Source organism: [Clostridium] symbiosum (assembly GCA_036419695.1).
GTDB classification, from domain to species: Bacteria; Bacillota; Clostridia; order Lachnospirales; family Lachnospiraceae; genus Otoolea; species Otoolea symbiosa_A.
The window spans coordinates 4088922-4115135 of the sequence record CP143946.1 but is presented as its reverse complement, the minus strand read 5'-3'; the positions used below and the strand labels follow the sequence as shown (position 1 = coordinate 4115135).

Sequence of the window (26214 nt, the reverse complement as noted above, 5' to 3'; positions counted from 1 at the left end):
AGGGACGATAGAATGAAGTTTATTTTTGCAACAATTCATGTGAAAAATCTGGAGGATTCCATCCGGTTTTACGAGTCGGTGGTTGGTATGAAGCTGGTGCGCCGGTTTCCAGGCGGTCCACAGACGGAAATTGCGTTTCTGGCGGACGGTCCAGCGGAGATTGAGCTGATTTGTGATAAGAATGCGGAACATACGGGATGTGCCGGAGGACCTTCCCTGGGACTTTCCGTGGAAAACCTGGATCAGGCAATGGAGCAGATGAAGGGGCACGGCGTGGAAATTGTCAGCGGACCTTTCCAGCCGAATCCTTCTACCCGGTTTTTCTTTATTCAGGATCCGGACGGCGTGAGCCTTGAAATTATTGAGCAGAGATAAGGGAAAGCCGCCGTGTCCCGGAATGCGTTTTGCGGAAAGAAAGCCAGACCGTTTTGCCGGGGGTATAGCCGAAACGGTTTGAATAAAATTAAATAAACAGTCTGAAGCGTTTGAGGCCTGCACCGGTTATCCGGTGTGGGTCTTTTTCCATATCCAAAGAGCGTGAATCGGCAGTCCTATTTTCACTGCAACAGAGGAAAATGGTAATTACTGGTAATATAAATATAAAAAATGATGATATGATTAAAATTATTACCACAAAATAACAAAAAGTTAATAAATATATATTGAAAAGTTAACCATAATGTGGTAGCATTAAATTACAATCTTATTAACGGGGTAAATAGAGAAGGAGGTTACAAAATGAGAAAAATAGGTTTGGCATCAATTCTTTTAATGGCGGCATTGGCGGGGACGACTATCGGGTGCGGAGGTTCCGGAAACAGCCAGCTGGCGCAGAGCGCGGCTCAAAGCGGGAACACGGGTGAAAACACGGAGCAGGCAGGTTCATCGGCGGCTGAGACGGAGAAGAAAGAGGCGGCGGATGACGGAAAGGTGTATGAGATCACGCTGGGAACCGTATGGGCGCCGGAACATTATTTCGCCAAGGGAATGGACGAGATGGCGAAAGAGCTTGAAGAAAAATCGGGAGGACGTTTTATCGTCAAGAATTACCATAACTGTACATTGGGAAGCGAGAAGGACTTAACAGATGGAGTTTCCATGGGGACCGTGACTCTGGCCTGCCTGGGGCCCGGCCAGGTCGGCAACCTGTATGCGCCGCTTCTTGTATTCGACGCTCCGTATCTGATTCAGAACAACGACCATATGCAGGCAATTTCCAGGAGTGAAGTATGCAGGGAAATTTGGGAAGACGCTGCAAAGACAATCGGGGTAAGGCCTCTCGGCAGCCTGTACCTGGGCAGCCGTTTTATCACGACGTCCAAGAAAAAAGTGACGGTTCCGGATGATTTAAAGGGCCTCAAGATAAGAGTGCCGGATCAGCCGATCAGCATTGCGGAGTTTAAGGCGTTCGGGGCTAATCCGACTCCGATGGCATACAGTGAGGTCTATCTGGCGCTTCAGCAGAATGTAGTAGATGGACAGGAGAATCCACTGGTTCAGATTTCAACCGCAAAGTTCTTTGAAGTCCAGAAGTACCTCAGCAATACGGGTCATGTTGTCCAGATGATCAACCCATGCATCAATGAGGATTTCTATCAGTCTCTTCCGGAAGCCCTGCGGGTTCTGCTTACGGATACGGTGGAGGCATACTGTGTGAAGCTGAGTGAGGAGAGTGTGGAACAGGAGGAAACACTGCTTAAGGAACTGCTTGACCAGGGAATGGAACTCTGTGAGGCGGATAAAGACGCTTTCAGGGAAAAGGCAAAGTCCGTGATTCAGGAGTTTGAACAGCAATGGGGAGAAGGCATTTACGAAGATCTCCAGAATGTAGCGTATTAATGCAGCCGCTTAATACTTGAATGAGGAGTGGAAACAGATGATGGGAAAGGTGAAAAAAATAGTGGGAAACCTGGATCAGATTTTAATGGCCGCCACAATGGCGATTGTCTGCATCCTCCTGATTGTCCAGGTGTTTTTCAGATATGTTCTGAACAGTCCCCTCATATGGAGTGAGGAGTGCGCAAGATACATGTTTGTGTGGACCGTAATGCTGGGACTCGGATATAACGTCAGAACGAAAAACAATATTTCTGTTTCCCTTGTAACATCGCGGCTTCCGAAGGGTGTCCAGAGGGGGATGGAATACATAACGGATTTAATCGTGCTTGCCTCGTATCTGTTCTGCCTCCCGCCGATCCTGAAATACCTGGAGGCCCAGAGCCGGATCCGGTCGACGGCTATGCGGATGCCGATGGGGTTTCTGGCGGTGTCCGTTCTAATCGGCGTTCTGAGCCTCTTACTTCAGACTGTGGTATCCTTCGCCATGAAAATGAAGCATGACATGGAGAAGCGGGATACGGACAGGCACGGCATGGAAAAGCACAATGTGGAGAGGAGGGGTGAGAAATGACCATTGGAATGTTTATGCTCATGTTTTTCATTATGATCCTGTTGAATATTCCTATTGTATACTGCATGTTTATTCCCTCCCTCGTGTTTCTCTATACAAATGGGATTCCGCTCAATGTGATTCCCCAGCGGATGATTGCAGGCGTGGACTCATTTTCCCTGCTGGCGGTTCCGCTGTTTGTACTGGCGGGAGCGGTAATGAACAGTTCGGGAATCACGGACCGCATTTTCTACTTTGCGCAGAAGATGCTGGGACATCTGACCGGCGGGCTGGGTTACGCCAATGTGGCGGCCAGTGTCATCTTTGCCGGAATGTCGGGTTCCGCCATTGCCGACGCAGGAGGCCTGGGAGCCGTGGAAGTGCAGGCAATGAAACAGCATGGGTACGATGAGGATTTCAGCCTCGCCGTGACGGGGGCGTCGTCGATTATCGGCCCTATCATACCGCCCAGTATACCGGCCATCATTTTTGCCGTCTCTGCCGAGGTATCGGTGGGCAGGCTGTTTGTGGCAGGCGTCGTGCCGGGACTTCTGATGGCATGTACAATGTGCTTCTTAGTATATATGACATGCAGGAAACGCAATTACGTCAAAGACAAAAGAGCCTCCGCGGGAGAAAAATGGCAGGCTTTCAAGCGGGCGTTTTTCCCACTGATGACTCCTGTTATTATTCTTGCGGGAACATTTTCCGGTGTATTTACCCCCACCGAAACGGCGAGTGCAACGGTTGTCTACAGCCTGATACTGGGCTTTGCCTACCGTTCCATCGGAATCCGGGAAATCCCCGGGGTTCTGATGGATACGGCCAGGACAACGGTCAGCGTTATGACGATTGTATCGGCGTCGGCGTTATTTTCCTGGGTTCTTACCTATGCCAAATTCCCGGAAGTGATGGCGGCGGCATTTACCGGATTTGTGACGAGTAAGGCTCTGGCTCTGATTGTAATCAATGTGCTGCTGCTGATTGTCGGTACATTTATGGATAACTCGGCGGCAATTCCGATTCTGGCTCCCGTGCTTCTGCCCATAGCGGTTTCTTATGGAGTGGATCCGATTCATTTCGGAATTATCATGATTCTGAATCTGATGATTGGGCTTTTGACGCCTCCGGTGGGCATGGTTCTTTATGTGCTGGTGGGCATGTCCGATGTGCCGATGGAAAAAATTGTGAAATGCATGCTGCCGTTTATATTAATTTTATCCGCGCTTTTGTTGGTGATAACATTTGTGCCGGGTATCTCGATGGCGCTGCCGACGCTGTTTTTTAAATAGGATGGGCAGCTGCCGAAATTGGACAGGCGGTATAGAGGAGGATAAAAGAAAATGGACAAGATATTGTTTGACAGGAGCAAGCCCAGGGATCTTGTTGCCATCGGCCGTTCGGGAGTCGATCTGTATCCGGAACAGTTTGCCCCGATGGAACAGGTGGTCTCATTTACAAAACATGTGGGCGGTTCCCCGACCAATACGGCCGTGCAGGCGGCAAAGATGGGGCTGGACACGGCCTTTATCGGCAATGTTTCGGGCGATAAATTCGGAACCTATGTGAAATATTATCTGGAGCAGGAAGGCATCGACACATCCGCCATGACGGTGGAACAGGAACAGAATATCCGGCAGAGTCTGGCCGTTGCGGAACAGAGGGAAAAGGGAAAAATTGAGTATTTTTTCTACAGGCAGGATCCGGCGGATCTCCATCTCAAAATGGATGCGGTGAAAGAGAGTTTTATCAGCCAGTTTAAAGTCCTGCTTGTTTCCGGGGCGTCATTGTGTGCCAGCCCTGCAAGGGAGGCTGTGCTGCTGGCCGTCGAGTATGCAAAAAGGAATCATGTGACGGTGGTATTTGATCCCGATTACCGGCGCGAGGGATGGTATTCGGAGGAAGAGACTTCACTCTATTACCATATGGTGGCCGGGATGGCGGATATTATCGTATCCACCAGGGAAGAATTCGACATTTTGGAAAAAATTGTAAATCCGGGAAATGAGGACGACCGGATTTCTGCCGAAACTTATCTTGGCCGGGGCGTAAAGATGGTCTGCATGAAGCGGGGAGAAGACGGAGCGGCCGCCTATACCCGGGACGGAGATGTCTATTACGGCGCAGTCATGCCTGCTCATGTCTACAAAACGCTGGGAGCCGGAGATTCATTCTGCGGGACATTGATTGCAAAACTGATAGAAGGTGAGACAATACCGGAGGCTCTCAAATTTGCGGCAGCTGCGGCCTCCATAACCATCTCGGGCAAAAGCTGCTCTGATTCAATGCCGGACAAAGCCAGACTTCAAAGCTATATGGAGGCATACAGCGAGGGACGGATTGAACAGTGGGACGGCTGGAATCAGTAATAGAAAGAAGGAGAAATTATGAATCCAACATTTACAGGTGTCGGGAAGACAACCAGGATGAAACGTATTTTCGGAGGGGACGGTAAGGCTCTGATGGTTGCCATCAATCATGGACTCGGATGCGGCCCTATCAACGGAATAGAGGATATGGACGGGCTGTTAAAGGCGCTGGTGGAAGAAAAACCGGATTCGCTGACCTTACATAAAGGGATAGCGCTCCGTCATATGGAACACTTTGCGGGCGAGGTTCCGCTGATTCTCAAATGTACCAATGCGACGCGTTTTCTTTCGCCGGAGGAGACCGGCATTGCGCAGGTGGAGGAGGCGGTAACGCTGGGAGCCGATGCCATTGCGCTGGGGCTGACGCTGTGCAGTAAATATGAGGGGCAGGAGATAGAGAGGGCGGCCTCTTTTATCAGGACAGCGGAAAAATTCGGGATGCCCACGGTAACCCACAGTTATCCAAGCGGAGGTTTAATACCGGATTCGGAGCGCCATAGCGTGGAAAACGTCAAATATGCCGTCCGCGTTTCCCTGGAGCTGGGAGTTGACATCATTAAGACATTCTGGACCGGTTCCGGAAAGAGCTTTGAAGAAATTGTTAGGACGGGGGAACCCGCTAAAGTCGTGATCTCGGGAGGGCCGCTTTGCCGAACCACACGCGAATGTTTTGAGATGACGAAACAGGGCATGGATGCCGGGGCGGCCGGAATTACTTACGGTAGAAATATCTGGCAGAGCAGCCATCCCGCCGCAGTCCTCAGGGGACTTCGGGCGATCGTACATGACAATGCAACCGTGGACAGGGCGATGGAACTGGCAGAGGACGCCGCCGGATGCCATTTGGAATGAGCGGTTTAGGACGGCGTAGGAACGATAATAGCGAATCATAGGGGAGGAGAACGTGTCCGGGAATAAAATGATGAAAACTGCAAGGCTGTATGAGCCATGCAGGATTGTGATGGAAGAGGAAAGAATACCGGAGATTGGGGAAACGCAGGTTTTGTTGAAGATTTTATGCTTTGGCGTGTGCGGCAGTGATATGCAGATTTATCACGGAAAGCATAAAGCTGTTACTATGCCCGTTGTGATGGGGCATGAGATGGCGGCTGTCGTGGTAAAAACGGGAGCCTGTGTCAGGCAGTTTAAAGAGGGGGACAAGGTTACCGTGGAGCCTCAAATTATGTGCGGTTCCTGTTACCCCTGTCTGACCGGCCGCTTTAATGTCTGCGAGAATTTAAAAGTGATGGGCGTGCATGTGGACGGATGCAACTGCGAGTACTATGCGGTGGAGGAGAAGTATCTTCATCACATACCTTCCGATATGGAACCGGAGAAAGCGGCGTTTTCCGAACCGCTGGCGGTAGCGGTAGGGTGCGTCGGGAGAAGCCGGAGGATACAGGGAGGTAATGTTCTCGTCGTCGGGGCCGGGACCATCGGAAACCTCGTGCTGCAGGCCGCAAAAGCTGCGGGTGCAAAGCGGATACTGGCGGCGGACAGGAATGAAGAACGTCTCTGCTATGCAAAAATATGCGGGGCAGACGATACGGCCAATACGGAAACAGTGGATCTTAAAACCGCTGTAAAAGAGTGCTTTGGAGACAGGAAAGCAGATGTTATCATAGACTGTGCCGCAGTTCCGGCAGTATTTAAACAGATACTGCATGCGGCCAGACCGGATTCCGATATCATTCTGACGGGAAATTATAAAGAGCCGGTGGACTTTGAAATTCCCCTGATCCAGAGGAGGGAGATCAATCTGCTGGGACATATGATGTATGTCCGGGAGGATTTTGAGACGGCCATCCGTCTTCTCTATGAAGGGAAAATTGAGATGTCCCAAACCGTGAGCCAGAGATATCCCTTCAGCCGGTATCCGGAGGCTCTTGAGTTTGCGGACCGGAACCCGGATAAGGTAATGAAGATGATGATCTATATGGATGAGCGCATAGATGGGTAATCCGCTGTAACTGCCTCAGACGGAGATGCAGTAAATCCGTCTGAGGCAGTTGGTTTCAGTTTAATTTTTTACGGAACCACACCATAAAGGATATTGCAAGAAGGGCGGTCATAACCTCCGCCGACAGTGACGTCAGCCAGACCCCGTCGATCCCCAGAAAAGCGGGGAGGACAAGGAGGGAACACAGTGGAAAGACAAAAGTCTGTCCGGAGGAGATGGCCAGTGAGATGACCGGCCGGTTCATTGCCGTAAAGAAGGAACTTGCCGCCGTCCCAATCCAGTTTACCAGATAGGAGAAGGAGAAAAGCCGCATGGCCCGGGATGATATGGCAAGCAGTTCCGGCTGGTTTCCCTCCATAAAAAACGGGATGATGAAACGCCCTCCTGTGAGCATAAATATCATGGCGGAAATCGAGATAACCGCCCCGGCCGCCATCAGGATTTTTTCCAGACCGAACATCCGGTTGTATTTTTTTGCTCCGTAATTATAGCTGACGGCGGGCTGCAGGGCGTCCACCATGCCAAAGAGCATCGAGCTGACAAAGGAATCAATGTACATGACAATCGAAAAAGCGGCGACTGCCATCGAGCCGGACAATTTGAGCAGCACCGTGTTCATGATGACCATGAAGACGGAGGCGGAAATATTGGAAAAGAATTCCGAGCTGCCGTTGCCGATGATGTTTTTCAGTATGTGCCACGGGATACGGGGAGTGACAAAACGCAGAACGAGTTTCCTGGTAAAAAACGGCAGCAGGCCGATTACCGTTCCGATGGTCAGGCTGATACAGGATGCCAGCGCAGCCGATGAAACTCCCATTCGGAAATGCACAATAAAAAGCCAGTCGAGAAACAGGTTGGAAAGTGCGATAAAAATATTCATTCCCATGCTGTAAATCGTTTTCCCGCAGACTCTCAAGTAATTGTCGAGCGCAAAGAAAATCATGATAAATGGGGCAAAAACGGCATATACGCGCATGTACCGTGCGGCTGCGTCCAGGACATCGGTTCCGGCTCCCATGAGCCTGACGGCCCAGGCGCCCCCAAAATATCCTGCCAGGCCTACCAGGCAGGAGATGGCGACGATAAAGAGGGAGCTGAAGCTGAAAACGCTGCAGGCCTCTTTCTCTTTTCCCTGTCCGAGCCGGATGGAAATCTGGACGGAGGAGCCGACGGCCACCATGTCGGCCAATGCAAAGCTGATCATAATAATGGGCATGACAAGGTTGATTGCGGCCAGAGCTCCTGCACCGATAAATTTGCCGACAAAAATACCGTCGGCCACCATGTACAGAGATGAAACCGCCATTCCCGCCATACTCGGAAGGGCGCAGCGGAAAAACAGCTTCAGGGGTGAGAGAGTGGCAAACATTTTATGTTCCATTATTCACCATCCTCTTTCATTACTTCTTCACTGTATGTATCCAGGATACGGCAGAGTAGATCCAGATGCTCTTTATCAAATTCTTTTTCAATTGTGCGGAGTGCGCGTTCGTAGGGGCGGTCATAGAGCTCTGAATTTTTACGGACTGCATCGCTGACGCTCAGATAATGGATGCGCCGGTCTTTCTCACTCTGTGTCTTAACAACAAATCCCAGCTCAATCAGCTCATTTACCTTCTTCGTGACGGCCGGTTTTGATATCCTCAGCGTCTCTGCCAGAGAACTGACGGTGCAGTTTTCCTGAAAATCAATGACATCCAGATACATGACGCTGTTGTACGACAGATTTCCGGTTACGGAACGGTTGATAAAACGGATATCATGGATTGTCATATTGTAGTAGAGGCGGTTGAGGCTGCTTCTTAAATTCATAATTACTCTCCTGTTACAAAATATTAGTTAACTAAAGATCATTAAATATGGTTAATAATATAACCGGAGGGGAGGAAAGAGTCAAGGGAAAGCGTTTATTTTAGGAAAATTTTAAGAACTGTTGCATAAAAACGCAGCAGTTTTTTTGTGAATATTACCGGTAGATCTCCCGTTGACTTTACCCGGGTGGTGTGGTAGCATATTTGATATAAGGTACTGTACTAAAAGTATACTAAAATAAAAACGGGGGTACAAAAATGAAAGAAAAGAAAGCAATGAGAATACCACATCCTTATATCATTATATTTTTCATCATTGTGGTAAGTGCAGTTTTGACATGGATTCTTCCTTCCGGGGCGTTTAAAAGGGAGATGGATGAGGCGCTGGGGAGGGCGCTTGTAATTCCCGGCAGCTATGCGAGGATTCCTGCGAACCCGGTAGGGCCGTGGAGGCTTTTGGAATGTATCTATGAAGGATTTGTCGCTTCAGCCGATATCAGCTTTTTCCTTCTTTTTGCCTGCGGCTATGTGGGAATCCTGATGAAAAGCGGCACGCTCAATGCGCTTGTGGGAGCAATACTCAGGAAGATGAAGGATAAAGATTATCTGCTGATTCCTATTTTTACCTGCCTCTTTGCAGTTGGCGGGGCGACATTTGGAATGCATGAGGAGGCCTGGGGATTTATTCCTCTGTTTGTGGCGATCGCACTCTCCCTGGGATATGACAGGGTGGTGGGAGCCGGGATCGTGGAATTGGGAACGGTGACGGGCTGCGCCGGGGCTATCTTTAACCCGTTTAACGTCGGCATTGCCAGCGGTATTGCAGGAGTGCCGATCACAACTCCGATGCTGACGGTATTCCGCTGTGTGACGCTCGTTGTTTTTACGGCCTGTACGACCCTCTATCTGATGCACTATGCGGAAAAAATTAAAAAAGACCCGAAGAAGAGCGTTCTGTACGGAGTGAAGGAAGACGCGGTTTCCATGTCTCGTGAGGAGATGGTAGCGCTTCCGTTTTCCGGACGGCAGAAGGTGACGCTGGCTCTCTTTGGAATTCTGATTGCCGCGCTGGCCGTCGGGGTGACAAAGTATGGGTTTTACCTGACGGAGCTGGCTGCTCTGTTCCTCGGATTTATGATTATCACCGGCTTTGCCAACAGGATGGATTTGACGGAGCTGGCGGAGGCCTTTATCGAATCCTCCAAAGGAATGATTTTTGCCGTGCTGATGATTGGTTTTGCCCGCTCGATTGAGGTGATTCTGACACAGGGAGGAATTATCGACACGGTTGTCTTATGGATGGCGAATCTGGTGCAGAGCCTGCCGCGCGGCCTGTCTGCCTTCGGGATGCTGGCGGTGCAGAATATTGTAAATATGTTTATCCCGTCCGGAACCGGACAGGCGGTTGTAATGATACCGATTATGGCTCCGCTTGCGGATCTTGTGGGCCTGAGCCGTTACATAGCCATTATGGCATTCCAGTTCGGCGACGCATTCTCCAACGTGTTCTGGCCGACGGCCGTGGCAATCACCTGCGGAGTCATGGGAATTGGAATGGACCGCTGGCTGAAGTTTGTGGCAAAGCTCTTTGGAATGATGTTTGTACTGCAGGCTGTCATGCTGACCATTGCGGTGGCGATTGGAATTTAGAGAGAACACAGGGAAAGGTGAAATAGAATGGAAGAGAAACTCCGATGGATAGACGGTTTCACGAAAAGGCGGGAAGAAGAGTTTACAGGGCTCAGCAGGGAGATATGGAATTATGCGGAGACCGGGATGGAGGAGGAGCGTTCTGCTTCGGCGCTCTGCCGGGTTCTTCAGGAAAATGGTTTCTGCGTGGAAAAGAATCTGGCCGGAATCCCCACCGCTTTTGTGGGGAGCTTCGGAGAAGGCAGTCCCGTTATCGGTTTTCTGGGTGAATTTGACGCCCTGGAAGGGCTGTCACAGAGAGCCGGAACTGCCGAAAAGGGGCCGGAAGAGGAATATGGGAATGGCCATGGCTGCGGCCATAATCTTCTCGGCTGCGGTTCTCTGGCTGCGGCCGTGGCGGTAAAGGAATATATGGAGGAACATGGCCTTAAGGGGACGGTCAGATATTATGGCTGTCCCGGCGAGGAGGAGGGCTGCGGGAAAGTCCACATGGCAAAAGCGGGCTGCTTTCTGGGACTGGACGCTGCGCTGACCTGGCATCCGATGGATTTTAACGGAATCGAGGGGAGGGGGTCCCTGGCGGATTTGTGCATGAGTTTCCATTTTACCGGTAAGTCCGCCCATGCCTCATCCTGTCCTCATATGGGGCGGAGTGCGCTGGATGCCCTGGAACTCCTTAACATTGCCGCTAATTTTATGAGGGAACACATCATTCCTGAGGCCAGAATCCACTATGCCATCACCGACACGGGAGGGACGGCCCCCAATGTGATTCCCGCCAGGGCATCGGCTGCCTATGAGGTGAGGGCGCCTAAGAGGGAGCAGGCGGAGGAGCTGAAAGACAGATTGCTCCGTGCGGCCCGCGGAGCGGCGATGATGACGGATACGGAAGTGGAGATGGAGGACGGAAACAGTTACAGCGATTATGTCCCCAATGACTGCCTGAACCGGATCGCCTGGGAGCAGCTTCAGAAAGTGGAACTTCCCGTCTATACGGAAAAGGAGAGGGAGCTTGCCGCCCGTCTCCGCCGGACTTATTCAGAGAACGCCCGTGATATGGGCGGTGATAAAGACAGACGGCAGGAACCAATCTCCGGAAAGCTCACTCCCTATGAGGGAACCGGCGGCTGTCTTCCGGTGAGTACCGATGTGGGGGATGTGAGTTACCTTGTTCCCACCGTGCAGCTTTACACGGCCTGCTGTGCGGCGGGGACACCGGGGCACAGCTGGCAGATGGTCTCCCAGACCGGGTGCTCCATCGGAGAAAAGGGGATGATAACGGCTGCAAAGGTACTGGCTCTCACAGCGCTCCGTCTGTTCGAAAAACCGGAGCTGCTCGAGAAGGCCTGGGAAGAACATAAAAGAAGAGTTGAATAATGAGAACGCCGCCGGAACGGTCGGGGGGCGGGATGGTGAGGGGGAGGGTGTGAGTCTTCAGTCCCGGTTTGGAGGTTGTCGCGGGTGGGGAATCCGGGCAGAAAAAGTTCCTGCGGGAAACGCTTGCGCTCTTTGGAGTACATAATGGTACTAACCTCGAAAAGACCTCGGTAAGTACCAATGGACTCCCAGGTTCCCTCCGGAATCTTTTTCTCCCGGATTCCCCACGGGAAGGTTATGGCCGGGACTGAAGACGCGAAGGTTGTCGCCATCCTGAACTGTCCCCTTTGTCAAGGACACTTTATGAAGTGGGGCGCCCAATTTTTAGACATCCTCTCTTCAGTGCAACCTTGATTATGGACACCAAAACAGAAGGCCTCCACTCGGTTGGACAATCGGCTCAAAAGGTATCCCGATTCTTAGACACACTCTCTCCCATGCCATGATATTCTATTGGTTTGGGTGATTCTCTGTGCGGGAGGGGCCCGCACTGGCACCAAGTTCCTCCGGTTTCCGGGCAATCGCCGGAAGTGCCGGTACGTTTGAAATATCCAGTGGATATTCACCGGTGGTGATAAAATCGTAAAACTCATTTGGGGCAAGCTTTGCAAGTTGCCATTGATAACGCCGGTTATTGTAATACTCCATATAGTCATCAATGAGGGACTGTACTTCGCGAAAGGTCCCGCATTGGGCCAGTTTCGCCCGGATGTGATCTTTCATATGGCCAAAGAAACTTTCCTGTGGGGCATTGTCCCAGCAGTTTCCCCGGCGTGACATGGATTGGCGCAGCTTCTTGTCGGAAAGGATGCGGATGAATCGGTAGCTGGTATAATGGCAGCCCTGGTCACTGTGGAGAATGGTTTCCGCCTTAAGGGAAATCCCATGGTTTTTAACCAGCCGCTTCACCGTTTCAAGGACAAAATCCACTTCCAGGGATTCGCTCAGCACATACGAAAGGATCTGCCGGGTGAAGGCATCCAGGACCGTTGATAAATAAGCAGAGGTCCCGTTATAAGGCAGGTAAGTGATATCGGTTAACAGGACCATCCTGGGACCATAGCAGTCGAACTCCCGCTTTAGCAGGTTATCGGCGACATGGCTGGTTTTCAGGGCTCTTGCCATCCTTTTATAAGGGTTGGGGCCACGGTGTGGGCAGGAAAGCTGGAACTTATCCATCAGCCTCCGTATTTTTTTCAGGTTCATGACGGCCGGAGGGGTCATATGAAGCAGGGCCATATAGATGCCTTTGGCCCCTTTTGTATAACCATGGAGCCGGTAAGCCGCCAGGATCCGTTCAAAATCCGCACGGTCCTTCTGTTCCTGAAGCTCCCTGGCCGGGGCCGCCTTTAGCCAGGCATAGTAACCGCTCCTGGAAACACCGGCGGTGGAACAAAGTTCTTTCACCGAAAGGGCATTTGAGCTTTGCTGCAGGGTGTTACAGATGATTTCGAATACACAGGAAGAATCGTTCATAAGCCATGCCCCTACTTCCTTGTGGTCCGGATGGAGGAAATTTTTTTTAGAAAGGCAACTTCCTGTTTTAGGTAATCCACTTCGTGCCGGAGCTGTTTGAGTTCTTCTTTCTCCGATACCGGCATACCAGAGTCCGAAGAGGCGGGTTTGGCCCTGCTGAAAGGGACACTCCCTTCGTGGAAACCGCCATATTTGTTGTACTGCTCCCGGATATGGCCGGAAATGCCCCATACCCTCCGCTGACCGAGAATGGCGGGATCATAGCCGTATTTTGCCAGGATCTGCCGGGGAGGCGCCCCTGCCTGATACTCCGAATAAAAGAGCTCCTTGAATTCTTTGGTAAAAGCTAAGCGGGACTGGTCCACCCGGTAGGTGTAAGGGTTTTCACGCAGCATCAGAACCTGTTCAGCGGTAAAAAGATTTTTGATCATGGGATTCCTCCTGTTCTTGCTTAAGAATACCATAGGCGACCGAATGTGTCGAAGGGAAAGGGATGTTCTGGCCATAATCCCGGGCTGGATACGCCCCCAGTCCTTCCATAAGGTGTGTCCACGATATGGGAAACGGGGCGTGGGGGATGTCTAAAAGATGGGGCCCCCACTTCGTTTCGTGTCCACACTTATGGGTACATTATATCCCGAACCCCGGCCTGCGGCCGCTGAATTGTTCTTATTCCTTCAAAGGGGGGAGGTATTGTCGCTGCCATTACATTTTCTCGGATTCCAGGAGCATGCCTCCTGCACGGTATTCAATTGATGCGTCGATGTTTTAGCGTCTGGCCTATCCTTGAATGGCCATACAATTTTTCGTTTACTCATTAAATTTAGTTTTGGATTTATCTTCGAATTCAGCCTGAAACATCTTTAAAAGGTAAAAGATTCACGACTACATAGTGGCCGCGACAAGACCTCCCTCCCCACTTGACGAAAGAGACAATCAGCCCCTGAAGCCGGCGGACGGGGCGACACCTTCCCTGAGTCTTCAGTCCCGTCGACAACCTGCCCGGGGAAGGAAGGAGAAAAGATTCCGAAGGGGACATTGGAGCCCGCCGGTGCTTAGCGAGGTCCTTTCGAGCTTAGCATCCGCTGTGCGCTCCACAAGCGGAAGCGAGTCCCCGTAGGAATCTTTTCTCCTGGATTCCCCTTCACCACACCCTATAAACCGGGACTGAAGACTCATATACACCCTCCCACTCCCCCGTCCGCCGTCTTACAGAGGCGTCCCCGCCTCTCAACTAAATCCCCCCTCTTTGCCTTGTAAAAATATCAATTTCGGTATAAACTACTTTTATGTCTGCTATGACTTAAAATTATAATACGGGAGAAATATATTTATGGACAGAGAGGGAACTTTAAACGGGAGAAAAGTTCTGATAGTGGGATTGACACTTTTCTCCATGTTTTTCGGGGCGGGAAATCTGATTTTTCCGCCTTTTTTGGCAGTACAGGCCGGAACGGTGATTGTGCCTGCGGCAGCAGGTTTTCTGGTGAGTGCGGTGGGACTTCCCGTGCTCGGCGTCGTTGCGGTTGCGCGTTCGGGCGGGCTTTCCAGGCTGGCGGGGCGCGTTCATCCGGTCTTTGCCCTGGTGTTTACCATCCTGATTTATTTATCGATCGGTCCCTGCCTGGCAATTCCCAGGACAGCCAGCACATCATTTGAAATGACGCTGCTGCCTCTGGTGGGAGAAAGCGGCAAAGCGGCGGGACAGCTCATTTATTCCATTGTATTTTTTGCCATCGCGGCATTTATGGCATTTAACCCGGATCGGCTGACGGACAGGCTGGGAAAGATACTCTGCCCGACGCTTCTGTTCCTGATTTTTATCATGTTTGCGGGAAGTGTTTTTCACCATCAGCCCGTTACGGGCGGACCGGCCGGAGCTTATAACGGTGCGGCGGCTGTCACCGGTTTCCTGGAGGGGTATCAGACCATGGACACGATTGCGGCTTTGAATTTTGGCATTGTGATTGCCCTTAACATCAGGGCGCTTGGGGTAAAGGAAGACAGCCAGGTAGTGAAAACGACGATACGGAGCGGCATAGCAGCCGGAATTCTGCTGGCTCTTGTCTATGCCGCGCTTGCCTATGTGGGAGGACAGGTACAGGCGGATGCGGCGGGACTGGACAACGGCGCCAGGATTCTGACCTTTGCAGCCGGCAAATTCTATGGAAATGCAGGGGCTGTCCTCCTCGGCGTCATTTTCTTTATTGCCTGTCTGAATACCTGCATCGGACTTTTAAGCTGCTGCAGTAACTATTTTTCATCACTGATTCCGCGGATTGGCTACCATGCCTGGGTGATTCTGTTTGCCGTTACCAGCGTCGTGATTGCCAATGCAGGCCTGGATAGGATACTGGCCTTTTCCGTGCCGGTGCTGAATGCAATCTATCCGGTCGCAATCGTGCTGATTGTCCTGTCATTTATGAACCGGGGGACGGGACGCGGAAAGGGAATGTATCCCTGGGCTATCTTTCTGACTGCCGTTGTCAGCATCATTTATGCACTGGAGCAGACGAAACTCCCGATTCCAGGGATAACAAAGGCCGCCTCACTTCTGCCGGGGTATGGGCTGGGACTGGGCTGGATGATACCGGCCGCGGCAGGGATGGCGCTCGGCCTGATGTTTGGCGGAAAGAACAGGGAAGCAGAGTTTGACAATCCGGATCGCGAAGTGTAAAGATACTGGGAAAATGATGTAAAATTGTTTTGAAGGTGTTGACAGGGCGGCGTCATGGTTGTATAATACGACAGACTTAAGCTGCCATGGAGACGGATGGAACGTCAGGATTCAAGTTCCGGTAACATTTTGGCAGACTGGTCATATCATAAAACAGAATATATGGAAACTTCGGTAGGTGAGGTTACCACAGGGATTTGGAATATTCCTAAGATTGCTGCCGCAAATTTGTGGAGACACAACGCGCTGGTTAGCAGGAGATGTCGTAAAGGCATCACCTAATGCAATGCTATTGCCCTGTGATACTAAAGCTTGTACGTTGCAGTTCCGGAATCCGGTCAAACGGATAGGCCGGAATGGAAAATTTCAGATAATTGAGATCCCGCTGCTACGTATGGCAGCGGGTTTTTTATGTCTGGGAAAATACGCCTAAGATATAAAAAGCTCTCCGGGCAGGATGCGCACTCGCGCGAAGCTGTAATGGGCCGCTATGCGGCCGCGCCCGGCGCGGGAGTCCGGCGAACGGGGTTATTCCAATTCCGCAGGTGGGATTCCATATAGATAAAAAATTAAAAAAAGGAAAGGCAGGTGAGACGTAATGGATGCCGGAGGTAATTATCACTCGTGTATGTACCGGGTGTTTCATCAGACAGAAAAACAAAATAGAAGAAAGAGAGGACTGAACAATGAACAGAGATATTTTTATGGAGCTTATGGCAAAGAGGGAATACAAAGCAGTCCGCAGTATTCTGGATGTGATGAACGCAGTGGACATTGCGTCCCTGCTGGAAGAGCTGGATGATAAGGATATGGCGACGGCCTTCCGCCTGATTCCCAAGGAGAAGGCGGCCGATGTGTTTTCAAATATGAATAACACAATGCAGTCTCATCTTGTACAGATGTTCACCGACAAGGAACTGAGAGAACTCCTGGATGATCTGTACATGGATGATACGGTGGATATGCTGGAGGAACTTCCCGCCAACCTCGTGACTCAGATTCTGGAAACGGTGGACGGTGAGAAGCGGGCGCAGATTAACGTGCTTTTAAATTATCCGCAGGACAGCGCGGGCAGCATTATGACGACCGAATACGTGGATCTGAGAAAAGAGAACACGGTGGCTCAGGCGCTGGCCCACATCAAGAAAACGGGAATCCACAAGGAGACTATCTACACATGTTACGTGCTTGAAAACAGAAAACTGACGGGGATTGTTTCGGCCAAAGATCTGATGACGATGGACGATGACATGAAGATAGAGGAACTGATGGAGACGGATATTATCTCCGTCTACACCCACACGGACCAGGAAGAGGTTGCCAGATTATTTTCCAGATATGATCTGCTGGCGATTCCGGTGCTTGATACGGAGGAGCGGATGGTCGGAATCGTAACGGTTGACGATGCCTGGGACGTTGCCGTGGACGAAGCTACCGAGGATATCACGAAGATGGCGGCCATGAATCCAAGTGAGAAATCGTATTTTGACACCTCTGTGTTCCAGCATGCGAAAAACAGGATTGTCTGGCTGCTGGTCCTGATGCTGTCGGCAACGATGACGGGAACACTGCTCACCAGATATGAGGACGCGATTTCCGTTGTGCCGCTTCTGGTGGCGTTTATACCGATGCTGATGGATACGGGCGGAAACTGCGGTTCCCAGAGCGCGACTCTTGTTATCAGGGGGATTGCACTGGATGAAATAAAGTTTAAGGACATTTTCCGGGTGATGTACAAGGAGTTCAGAATCTCGCTGATCGTCGGCGTGATACTGGCTGCGGCCAACGGACTGAGAATTTTCCTGATGTACCGCGATATGAGGCTGGCCGTCGCTGTCAGCGTTTCGCTGATTGGCACGGTTATCATTTCCAAGATTATCGGCTGCATCCTGCCGCTGCTGGCCAAGAGAGTAAAACTGGATCCGGCCATTATGGCCTCGCCGATTATCACAACGCTGGTGGATACTTGCTCGATTGCCATTTATTTTACGGTGGCTACCAGGATGTTTCATCTGTAATGATAGAAAGGACTTCGTTTCAATGAGGCGGCCTTCATGCATCAGAATCTAAATCTGAAGCTTGAGGGAGGTTCATTGAAACAAAGTCCTTTTTTGATTCGTAGGAAATTACGTCCTATTCAGCGATCTCCAATGTCACCCGGTGGGTTTTAAAATATTCAATATAATCGTTTTCGGGCAGTTTATCCGTGATAATGAGGTCGAAATCTTTAAGCTGCGAATAGGTCATCAGGGAGGTCTGGTTAAACTTTGTATGGTCGATTAAAAGAATATGTTCCAGGCTCTGGGCCATTGCGACTTTTTTAACCTCGTATTCTTCGGAAGTTGCGTTCGTCACTCCGCTCTGCAGGGAGGCAGCGGTACAGGCCATAAAAGCCTTGCTGATATTGTAGGTGCTCAAACTGTTGATGCAGGGTACACCCACAAGCGATGCGGTGTTGTGGTTCAGTACGCCGGGAAGGGCAATCACATTGATATGGGGGAAATTCAGCACACGGTACATGAACTGGACGCTGTTTGTAATAATCGTCAGTCCCTGTATGTTGGTAATATAGCTCAGGATACTTAAAGTCGAAGTACCGGTGTCCACAAAAATAGTATCTCCGGGCTGAATGTGGATGGCAGCCTGTCCGGCAATCCTGTTTTTCAAATCTATATTTTTCGTATCCCTGTCATTGAAGGGAAGCAGTTCCTTTACGGAAAAAGGCGGATGCATGGCGGTGACCCCTCCATATACCTTCTTGATGGTTCCTTTCTCGGACAAAATATTCAGATCCCTCAGCAGTGTGTTCTTGGAAATACGGAAAATTTCGCAGAGCCTGTCGCTGGTGACAGAGCCGTTTTCTAAAATATATCGTTCAATTTCATTAATTCGTTCAACTCTCATACTTATAGCTCCTTATTTTCTTGAGTTAATTATAACCAGAATACAAACAAAACACAAGGAAAATAGTAAAAAAACACAATAAAATTTCAAAATAACACCAAAAACTATTGACATACCATGTTCGAATGCTAAAATATAATAAAGGTACAAACAAAATAACACTAAAAGAATCAAGAACAAACCAAAAACTGACAAGGAGGAGAAACGAATGGCAAATCAATTTATAATGCCGAAGCAGGTAATAATGGGGGAACATGCGCTTTATGAGGCGGCGGAACTTCTGAAGGGACTGGGGAAAAAGGCTCTGATTGTGACGGATCGGGTGATGGTGGAACTGGGAAATGTAAAAGTTCTGGAAGATGTCCTGGAAAAAGAAAAGGTGAAGTATGAGATTTATGACGGCATCACCGGTGAACCGACGGATCGGATGGTGGAAGCCGGACTGGCAGCCTATAAAGAAGCATCCTGTGACTTCCTGATTGCCCTGGGCGGCGGCAGCGCCCTCGACACGATGAAGGCGGTGGCTGTCCTTGCCGTATTGGGCGGGAAAATTTCAGATTTGATGGGAAAAGAGATTAAGGCGGATACCGCCCCGATGGTGGCCATACCAACCACGGCGGGGACCGGCTCTGAGGCCACCCAGTTTACAATTATTGCGGATACGGAAAACGACGTCAAAATGCTGTTAAAGGGAGCGGACATCATGCCGTCTCTGGCCATTGTGGATCCCCAGTTTACGATGACGGCTCCGCCAAAGATTACGGCGGCTACGGGGCTCGACGCCCTGACGCATGCCGCGGAGGCGTATACCTCCAAAAAGGCGAATCTGCTGTCCGATGTATTTGCGATCTCGGCTGTCAAAAGGATCTTCCGGTATCTGCCGGCCGCTTTCCGGGACGGGAAGGATGTGGAGGCCAGAGTGCAGATGGCGACGGCGGCTTTGGAGGCGGGAGTTGCCTTTAACAATGCATCCGTGACCGTGGTCCATGGAATGAGCCGGCCGATTGGAGCGCTGTTCCATGTACCACACGGTATTTCCAATGCCATGCTGATAAAAGAGTGTTTTGATTTTGTGCTGGACGGAACCTATGAACGGTTTGGAGAGCTGGGACGGGCCATCGGCGCCGCTGGGGAACAGGACTCCGACAGGGATGCCGCACGCGCATTTTTAAACGCGGTGGAGGAACTCTGCCGCACACTGGAGATACCAACCCTGGAGGAGTATGGAATCGACAGGGAACTCTTCTTTTCCTCCATCGGCAAGATGGCTGAGGACGCAATGATCAGCGGAAGCCCGTCCAATACGAGGAAGGAATTGAATGCAGAGGATTTGAAAAATATTTACAGGAGGCTGTGGGATTAACAAGATCGGAATATAAGACCAGAATAGGAACCGTTATATATTTAATACACAGAAGCTGATTAGATACACAGAAGTAGAACAGACTCTGTCTGCCGGACCCGGAAAGTTACATCACTCAAGGAACCCGGCAGGCAGAAGCTGTTCTTTTTTTGCCCGGAACGCTTTTTTCCGTGATGGCGCGGTGTGTTTTACGAGCGTCAATAAAAATGTTTATACAAAACGCACAATAAAACATGGAAAAAATCTGCATAATTAATAAAAATGTAAATGACTATTGACTGAAAGTTGAGAAGATGCTAACATTGAATCATAAAATAACAATAAATAAATCAAAAACACATCATAAAATGTCAAGAAGACATGGAAAAGAAATGATGCGGCTCTGCCGGAAGAGCAGAAGGAGAAAGCAGGGCAAAAAGTGAAAGAAACAGTCGGGAGAGAACAGGAGGGGGAATTGTGATATGCACGATGAAAGAATTGCTGGCGGAGGCAGATGAGAACGGAAGAGCCGTCGGTGGCTTTAATGTTGCCAATATGGAAAGCGTAATGGGAGTAATCCAGGCGGCGGAGGAGATGGATACACCGGTAATCCTGCAGGTTGCGGAAAAGAGGATGGGGTATTCGCCGGTCGAATACATTGCCCCCATGATGGTGGAGGCGGCCAGAACGGCCGGAGTCAGAATCGCCGTCCATCTGGATCACGGAAAGTCTCCGGAGATGATAAAGAAAACGCTGGATTACGGATTTACCTCCGTTATGTTTGACGGTTCCGACGGGCCGCTTGAAGAGAATATCCGTCTCACCAATCTGATAGCGGAGGCGGCCGGGCCATACGGCGCCACGGTGGAAGCGGAGCTGGGAGTGGTGGGAGGAAATGAGGGTAATGGAGAACATCAGGTTCTGTATACGGATGCGGCGGAGGCGGAGAGATTTGCCCATGAGGCGAAGATGGATGCCCTGGCGATCGCGATCGGCAATGCACACGGCCATTACAAAGGAATCCCAAAGCTGAATTTTGATGTGCTCCGTGACATTGCGGGCAGAGTGGATATCCCTCTGGTGCTGCATGGAGGCACGGGAATCACGGATGAGCAGTTCCGGGAAGCGATTCACTGCGGAATCCGTAAAATCAATATTGCCACGGCCAATTTTGACGCCATGACAAAAGGGGCGGCCGATTATCTGGCCGGAAACGGAGAACACAATTATTTTGAACTGAATGAACAGATGGTGCGCTATGTATACAACAATGTCAAAAAGTGTATCTCAGTATTTAATAACCAGTAAGCGGCGGCGCCGGATTCAGAGAGTTCAGGCGCGCCGGAAGGCGGGAGGAGAAGAAAATGAAGTATGTTACATTTGATGAGAGCAGGAAGTATGATTTGATCCTTTTAGGACGCGTTGCGATTGACTTTAACCCTCTGGATTATAACAAACCGCTTTATGAGAGTGAGACCTTCAAAAAGTACGTGGGAGGATCCCCTGCCAATATCGCGGTGGGGATGGCGAGGCTGGGAAAAAAGATTGGATTTTTCTCAAAGGTATCCGATGACCAGTTCGGCACTTTCGTAGAACGCTATTTTGAAAATGAGGGGATTGACACCTCCCATATTTCAAGGTGCCGGAATGGAGAAAAGCTGGGGCTTACGTTTACCGAGATTCTCAGCCCGACGGAAAGCAGTATTCTAATGTACCGCAACTGTATCGCGGATCTTCAACTCAGTGTGGAGGACATCGATGAAGAATACATAAAGAGCACAAAAGCGATTTTGATTTCCGGAACGGCGCTGGCGGCTTCACCTTCCCGGGAGGCGGCGTTAAAGGCGGTTTCCCTGGCTAAGAAAAATCAGGTTCCTGTTATTTTTGATATCGATTACAGGGCTTACAACTGGAAGAACCATGATGAAATCGCGATTTACTATTCGGCGGTTGCATCCCAGGCAGATATCATTCTCGGCTCACGCGAGGAATATGACCTGACGGAAAGCCTGATTGCCCCGGGGAGAACAGATGTGGAGACGGCCGAGGCCTGGTGTGCAAAAGGGGCAAGAATTGTCGTAATCAAACACGGCAGGGAAGGTTCCACGGCCTATGCCTACGATGGCAACAGCTATTCAATCAAACCGTTCCCGGTCAAGGCATTAAAAGGCTTTGGCGGCGGCGACGGCTATGCAGCGGCATTTTTGTACGGGCTTTTAGAGGGAAAGGAACTGATTGACTGCCTGGAGATGGGCAGTGCCGAAGCGGCCATGCTGGTGGCGAGCCATGCCTGCAGCGCTGATATGCCGAGCGCCGAAGCGCTCATGGCTTTTATCAGGAAATGCAAAGACGAGTACGGCGAGATGGTGGCGAGAGCCTAAAATAAAGAGTAAAAATAAAAGGAGAAAAAACATGAGAAAAATGAAAAAATTCACAGGCATTGTTTTGGCAGCGGCTATGGCGGTTTCTCTGACCGCGTGCGGAGGCAGCGCCGGGACATCCGGCAATGCAAAGACTACGGAACAGGATAAGGAAAAGACGGAAACGTCTCAAACGGGATCGGATGTAACGCCGGTGGACGGTGTGGAGGAGTTGACGTTGACCCTGTCCCATCACTGTTCCGAGGATGATTCCAACCATGTTTATGCGGAGGCATTTGCCGACGCGGTTAACCAGTTGAGCGGAGGAAAAATGAAGGTGGACATCTACGCCAACGGCCAGCTGTTCGGCCAGGCCGATGCGCTGTCGGCCCTGTCCCAGGGAACGCTTGACATTGCCCTTTCCGACACGGCTCTTTTTGCAAACTATGATCCGGCCGGCGCCCTGTTCGATATGCCGTATCTGATTGATTCAAGGGAACAGGCGGTTAAAATGGTAAAGGATGAGGAAGTACTTTCTTTTATCCGTGACAAGATGTCGGAAAAAGGCGGTTTCCACGTGCTGAGCATTCAGCCGCTGTATTTTAGGAGTTCCCTGGTAAAGGACAAGAATGTCAACAGTTTTGACGGATTTAAAGGACTGATTATGCGTACCCCGGAGGCACCCCATACAATCGCCGCCTTTGAAGCATTCGGTGCAAACCCGACGGTTATCCCATCCGGCGAGGCATATACCGCTGTTCAGACCGGCGTTGCCGACGGGCTGGAGGGACATCCGGAATACGTTTACTTACAGAAGTTCTATGAGGTTGCCCAGAACTACGTACAGACAAAGCATGTATTTACGTTTACCGCATACTCCATGAGCCAGAAGGTCTACGACGATCTCTCGGATGCCCAGAAACAGGTTATCGATGAAGTTTCCGTGATGGCTCAGGACAAATTCCTGGAGTACACAGACACATTGTTTGAGGATTCCATGAAGAAGCTGGAAGACGAGGGGGTTCAGATTACAGAGGTGGATCTGGCGCCGTTTAAAGAGGCGGCTGGCCCTTATCTTCAGAAGTTTATCGCAGATAACAGCCTGCAGGATGTTTATGATAAGATTCAGAGCCTGAAATAACAATCGGAAGGAAGTGTCGGGGAAAGGGGGAAACGCTGTGTTAAATAAAATTTCAGATGCAATGCGGAAAATTACCAATATTATCGTGACGTTTCTGTTTATGGTGGTGGTTGCAGTTGTGTTTGCCCAGGTAGTGGCCCGTTATGTCGCCGGATCTTCGATCCGGTGGGCAGACGAGCTGGCCAGGTTTGCATTTGTCTGGCTGGTTTATCTGGGAGGTTCCATCACAATCCGGGAAGGGAGAAACGTATGTTTTGATTTGCTGCTGGAATCATGTAAAGGGAAAAGCTGGAAGGTGATGTTTACCATTGTCTGCGCGGCGTCTGCGGTCTTTCTTATATGCATGACATATCTGGGCGTTCTGGTCTGCCAGACCCAGATGGCGGAGAGTTCCCCCATCATGCACTGGCCCATGGCTGTTGTGTGCGCGGCAATCCCGATTGGCGGCGTCCTGATGTTTTTTGAGCAGATAAGTTATTATCTGGTTCATCTGAATGGGACGCGCGAGGAAGAAGGAGAGGGGGCAGGCGTATGTTAGTAACGGCATTTATACTGTTTTTCGTGCTTTTAATGCTGGGAGTGCCGATTGCATTTTCACTCGGCCTCGGCTCTGTAGTTGCGATTTTCATGGATGATAAGATTTCATCGATGCTGGTGGCACAGAAACTGTTTTCTTCCATCAACTCATTCAGCCTGATGGCAATCCCCTTTTTCATGCTTTCCGGCGAACTGATGGAGGCGGGCGGCATCTCCAAACGCCTTGTAAATATTGCAAAGGCATTTGTAGGCCATATCACCGGCGGTATCGGTATGGTGGATATCGGCACCAGCGTATTGTTTGCCGGAGTGTCCGGCTCGGCCGCCGCCGATACGGCTGCTGTCGGTTCCATGCTGATTCCTTCGATGCTTAAAAACGGATATCCCCGCGGACTCGCGGCGGTAATCCAGGCCTGCGCCGGTTCCCTGGGACCGATTATCCCGCCCAGCCTGACGATGATTATCTACTGTTCTTTAACGGGCCTTTCCATCGGCGAGTGCTTTATGGCCGGCGTTATTCCGGGACTGATTATCGGCCTCGGCGTTGCGGTTGTGACATATTTTTATGCCAAACATCTGGGGATACAGGGAGGGGAACGCGTTCCCTTTAAGGAGAGGATGACGGCGATTAAAGACGGCGTCCTGGCAATTATCATGCCCCTCATTATTATCGGCGGAATTGTTTCAGGCGTATTCACCCCTACGGAGTCGGGAGCGATTGCAGTCGTGTATGCCCTTATCATCGGCATGTTTGTATACAAAGAATTTACTTACCGGGATCTTCCGAGGATTTTCCTTAAGGCGGCTTCAATGACGGGGATGGCCCTTCTGATTGTGGCGGGAGCTTCGATCTTCAGCTGGCTTGTGGCTTACGAGAAATTTCCGAAAATGATTATCACATTCCTCACCGGTTTGACGGATAATAAATACATCATCATGATACTTTTAGTTCTGTTTTTACTGTTTGTCGGGATGTTTATTGAGACATTGTCCGCGACGATCATCTGTGCGCCGATTCTGATGCCGGTAGCCGCACAGTATGGAATCGATTCTATCCAGTTTGCCCTGATTATGGTTATCACCCTTGTCTATGCGGGAGTGACTCCGCCGGTTGGAGGCGTGCTGTTTATTACCATGGGAATTGCAAAGGCGAAGATGAAGGATGCCCTTCAATATCTGGCGCCGTACCTGGGAATTATCTGTGTGGTAATTCTTCTGCTGATTTTCGTCCCCCAAATCTCACTGGCGCTTCCAAGGCTGCTGTTCTAATCACCGATGCAATGAAAGAGGAGGATAGAGAATGAAACTTACATTAAATGTATCGCTGTCAGGGAAAACTGCCGTCATTACGGGAGCCGGAGGCGTTATCTGCGGATATATGGCAAAGGTGCTGGCGGCGGCCGGTGCCAACGTGGCTGTGCTTGATATTAACGAGGCGGCCGCGGAAAAAGTGGCGGATGAGATAGCGGCCGAAGGCGGGACTGCGCTGGCAGTCGGATGCGATGTTTTGTCTGCGGACAGCTTAAAAGAGGCGCACGGGCTTGTAACGCGTGCCTTTGGCCCCTGCCGGATTCTGATCAACGGGGCGGGAGGCAACAATCCCAGGGCGACAACGGACAGCGAGGGATTCAGACCATGCCAGATGGGACATGAAAAGACGTTTTTTGATATAGATAAAGAGAGCTGGAAGTTTGTTTTCGACCTGAATTTTACGGGCGCATTTCTGACAACCCAGGAATTCGCGGCGGATATGCTTGGAGAAGAACCATGTAATATTATCAATATTGCATCGGTAAACACCTTCCTTCCTCTGACGAAAATCCCGGCCTATGCGGCGGCAAAAGAAGCGGTCGGCAACTTTACGAAGTGGCTTGCCACCTATTTTGCAGAGACATCGATACGCGTCAACGCCATTGCCCCCGGCTTTTTATCTACCAACCAGACACAGGCCCTGTTCTATGAAAAAGATGGGGTGACGCCGACTGCACGCCTTAATAAGATTATTGAGGGAACCCCGATGAAGCGTCTGGGGAAACCGGAAGAGCTGTCGGGAGCGCTGCTGTTTCTGTTGGATGATGAGGCCGCATCGTTTATTACCGGCGCCATTCTTCCGGTGGACGGGGGATATACGGCCTACAGCGGTGTATAAACTGCCGGGGCGGAGGAAACTTAAAACATATTTTGCCATGCACGGCAGCGCGTGTGATGATGCCGGACG

23 protein-coding genes and 1 riboswitch are annotated in these 26214 nt (G+C 50.5%); of the genes, 18 read left to right on the top strand and 5 right to left on the bottom strand.

The features are described from left to right. The first annotated feature begins 12 nt into the window (after positions 1–12). The 7 genes from V3C10_18545 (at position 13) to V3C10_18515 (ending at position 6718) form a co-directional block, all read left to right on the top strand. Positions 13–375: a VOC family protein gene (locus tag V3C10_18545; GenBank protein WVP61286.1), complete on the top strand. Its 363-nt coding sequence runs from the start codon at positions 13–15 to the stop codon at positions 373–375. 363 nt (positions 376–738) lie between these two features. Then, the gene (locus V3C10_18540) at positions 739–1839 is read left to right on the top strand and encodes a sialic acid TRAP transporter substrate-binding protein SiaP (GenBank protein ID WVP61285.1); all 1101 of its coding nucleotides are present in this window, start codon (positions 739–741) and stop codon (positions 1837–1839) included. A gap of 37 nt (positions 1840–1876) precedes the next feature. Further along, entirely contained in the window at positions 1877–2410 is a 534-nt protein-coding gene (locus tag V3C10_18535) for a TRAP transporter small permease (GenBank protein ID WVP61284.1), read from the top strand. Next, positions 2407–3681, top strand: a complete 1275-nt coding sequence (locus V3C10_18530) for a TRAP transporter large permease (protein ID WVP61283.1) — start codon at positions 2407–2409, stop codon at positions 3679–3681. The genes V3C10_18535 and V3C10_18530 overlap by 4 nt, the downstream gene beginning before the upstream one ends. Before the next feature lie 51 nt (positions 3682–3732). Next, positions 3733–4758 (top strand): 5-dehydro-2-deoxygluconokinase, encoded by a 1026-nt coding sequence (gene iolC / locus V3C10_18525; GenBank protein WVP61282.1) that lies wholly within the window; start codon positions 3733–3735, stop codon positions 4756–4758. Positions 4759–4776: 18 nt separating this feature from the next. After that, positions 4777–5610 carry a hypothetical protein gene (locus V3C10_18520; protein WVP61281.1) on the top strand — a complete coding sequence of 278 codons (834 nt, stop codon included), beginning with the start codon at positions 4777–4779 and terminating at the stop codon, positions 5608–5610. A 52-nt stretch (positions 5611–5662) separates the two neighbouring features. Then, positions 5663–6718 (top strand): alcohol dehydrogenase catalytic domain-containing protein, encoded by a 1056-nt coding sequence (locus tag V3C10_18515; GenBank protein WVP61280.1) that lies wholly within the window; start codon positions 5663–5665, stop codon positions 6716–6718. A 55-nt stretch (positions 6719–6773) separates the two neighbouring features. On the opposite strand, the gene V3C10_18510 is transcribed toward V3C10_18515, so the two are convergent. Together V3C10_18510 and V3C10_18505 are read right to left on the bottom strand one after the other, a co-directional pair. Further along, positions 6774–8102 carry an MATE family efflux transporter gene (locus V3C10_18510; GenBank protein WVP61279.1) on the bottom strand — a complete coding sequence of 443 codons (1329 nt, stop codon included), beginning with the start codon at positions 8100–8102 and terminating at the stop codon, positions 6774–6776. Then, positions 8102–8533 carry a MarR family transcriptional regulator gene (locus V3C10_18505; GenBank protein ID WVP61278.1) on the bottom strand — a complete coding sequence of 144 codons (432 nt, stop codon included), beginning with the start codon at positions 8531–8533 and terminating at the stop codon, positions 8102–8104. The genes V3C10_18510 and V3C10_18505 overlap by 1 nt, the downstream gene beginning before the upstream one ends. A gap of 257 nt (positions 8534–8790) precedes the next feature. Here V3C10_18505 and V3C10_18500 point away from each other — a divergent pair, with 257 nt between their 5' ends. Both V3C10_18500 and V3C10_18495 read left to right on the top strand, forming a co-directional pair. Next, the gene (locus tag V3C10_18500) at positions 8791–10182 is read left to right on the top strand and encodes a Na+/H+ antiporter NhaC family protein (protein ID WVP61277.1); all 1392 of its coding nucleotides are present in this window, start codon (positions 8791–8793) and stop codon (positions 10180–10182) included. A gap of 27 nt (positions 10183–10209) precedes the next feature. Next, positions 10210–11559 (top strand): M20 family metallopeptidase, encoded by a 1350-nt coding sequence (locus V3C10_18495; protein WVP61276.1) that lies wholly within the window; start codon positions 10210–10212, stop codon positions 11557–11559. Between the two features lie 450 nt (positions 11560–12009). On the opposite strand, the gene V3C10_18490 is transcribed toward V3C10_18495, so the two are convergent. Continuing rightward, complete coding sequence (locus V3C10_18490; GenBank protein ID WVP61275.1) at positions 12010–13035, bottom strand: IS3 family transposase; 1026 nt, start codon at positions 13033–13035, stop codon at positions 12010–12012. Positions 13036–13046: 11 nt separating this feature from the next. Beyond that, a complete protein-coding gene (locus V3C10_18485; GenBank protein ID WVP61274.1) occupies positions 13047–13466 on the bottom strand; it encodes an HTH domain-containing protein in 420 nt (139 codons plus the stop codon). A 902-nt stretch (positions 13467–14368) separates the two neighbouring features. Between V3C10_18485 and brnQ the strand changes: the two genes are divergently transcribed. Together brnQ and mgtE are read left to right on the top strand one after the other, a co-directional pair. After that, a complete protein-coding gene (gene brnQ, locus V3C10_18480; protein WVP61273.1) occupies positions 14369–15712 on the top strand; it encodes a branched-chain amino acid transport system II carrier protein in 1344 nt (447 codons plus the stop codon). 163 nt (positions 15713–15875) lie between these two features. Next, positions 15876–16043, top strand: a riboswitch (M-box (ykoK) riboswitch). A gap of 355 nt (positions 16044–16398) precedes the next feature. Beyond that, a complete protein-coding gene (mgtE, locus tag V3C10_18475) occupies positions 16399–17730 on the top strand; it encodes a magnesium transporter (GenBank protein ID WVP61272.1) in 1332 nt (443 codons plus the stop codon). Positions 17731–17845: 115 nt separating this feature from the next. On the opposite strand, the gene V3C10_18470 is transcribed toward mgtE, so the two are convergent. Further along, positions 17846–18616, bottom strand: a complete 771-nt coding sequence (locus V3C10_18470; GenBank protein WVP61271.1) for a DeoR/GlpR family DNA-binding transcription regulator — start codon at positions 18614–18616, stop codon at positions 17846–17848. A 208-nt stretch (positions 18617–18824) separates the two neighbouring features. On the opposite strand from V3C10_18470, the gene V3C10_18465 reads away from it, so the two are divergent. The 7 genes from V3C10_18465 (at position 18825) to V3C10_18435 (ending at position 26145) form a co-directional block, all read left to right on the top strand. Next, entirely contained in the window at positions 18825–19979 is a 1155-nt protein-coding gene (locus V3C10_18465) for an iron-containing alcohol dehydrogenase (protein ID WVP61270.1), read from the top strand. Between the two features lie 468 nt (positions 19980–20447). Then, positions 20448–21266, top strand: a complete 819-nt coding sequence (locus V3C10_18460; protein WVP64660.1) for a ketose-bisphosphate aldolase — start codon at positions 20448–20450, stop codon at positions 21264–21266. Between the two features lie 56 nt (positions 21267–21322). Then, complete coding sequence (iolC, locus tag V3C10_18455; protein ID WVP61269.1) at positions 21323–22339, top strand: 5-dehydro-2-deoxygluconokinase; 1017 nt, start codon at positions 21323–21325, stop codon at positions 22337–22339. A 31-nt stretch (positions 22340–22370) separates the two neighbouring features. Further along, positions 22371–23459 carry a TRAP transporter substrate-binding protein gene (locus V3C10_18450; GenBank protein ID WVP61268.1) on the top strand — a complete coding sequence of 363 codons (1089 nt, stop codon included), beginning with the start codon at positions 22371–22373 and terminating at the stop codon, positions 23457–23459. Between the two features lie 37 nt (positions 23460–23496). Further along, positions 23497–23997, top strand: a complete 501-nt coding sequence (locus tag V3C10_18445) for a TRAP transporter small permease (GenBank protein WVP61267.1) — start codon at positions 23497–23499, stop codon at positions 23995–23997. Continuing rightward, positions 23991–25265, top strand: a complete 1275-nt coding sequence (locus V3C10_18440; GenBank protein ID WVP61266.1) for a TRAP transporter large permease — start codon at positions 23991–23993, stop codon at positions 25263–25265. Before V3C10_18445 ends, V3C10_18440 begins: the two co-directional genes overlap by 7 nt. Before the next feature lie 31 nt (positions 25266–25296). Next, complete coding sequence (locus V3C10_18435; protein ID WVP61265.1) at positions 25297–26145, top strand: SDR family oxidoreductase; 849 nt, start codon at positions 25297–25299, stop codon at positions 26143–26145. Positions 26146–26214 lie beyond the last annotated feature (69 nt).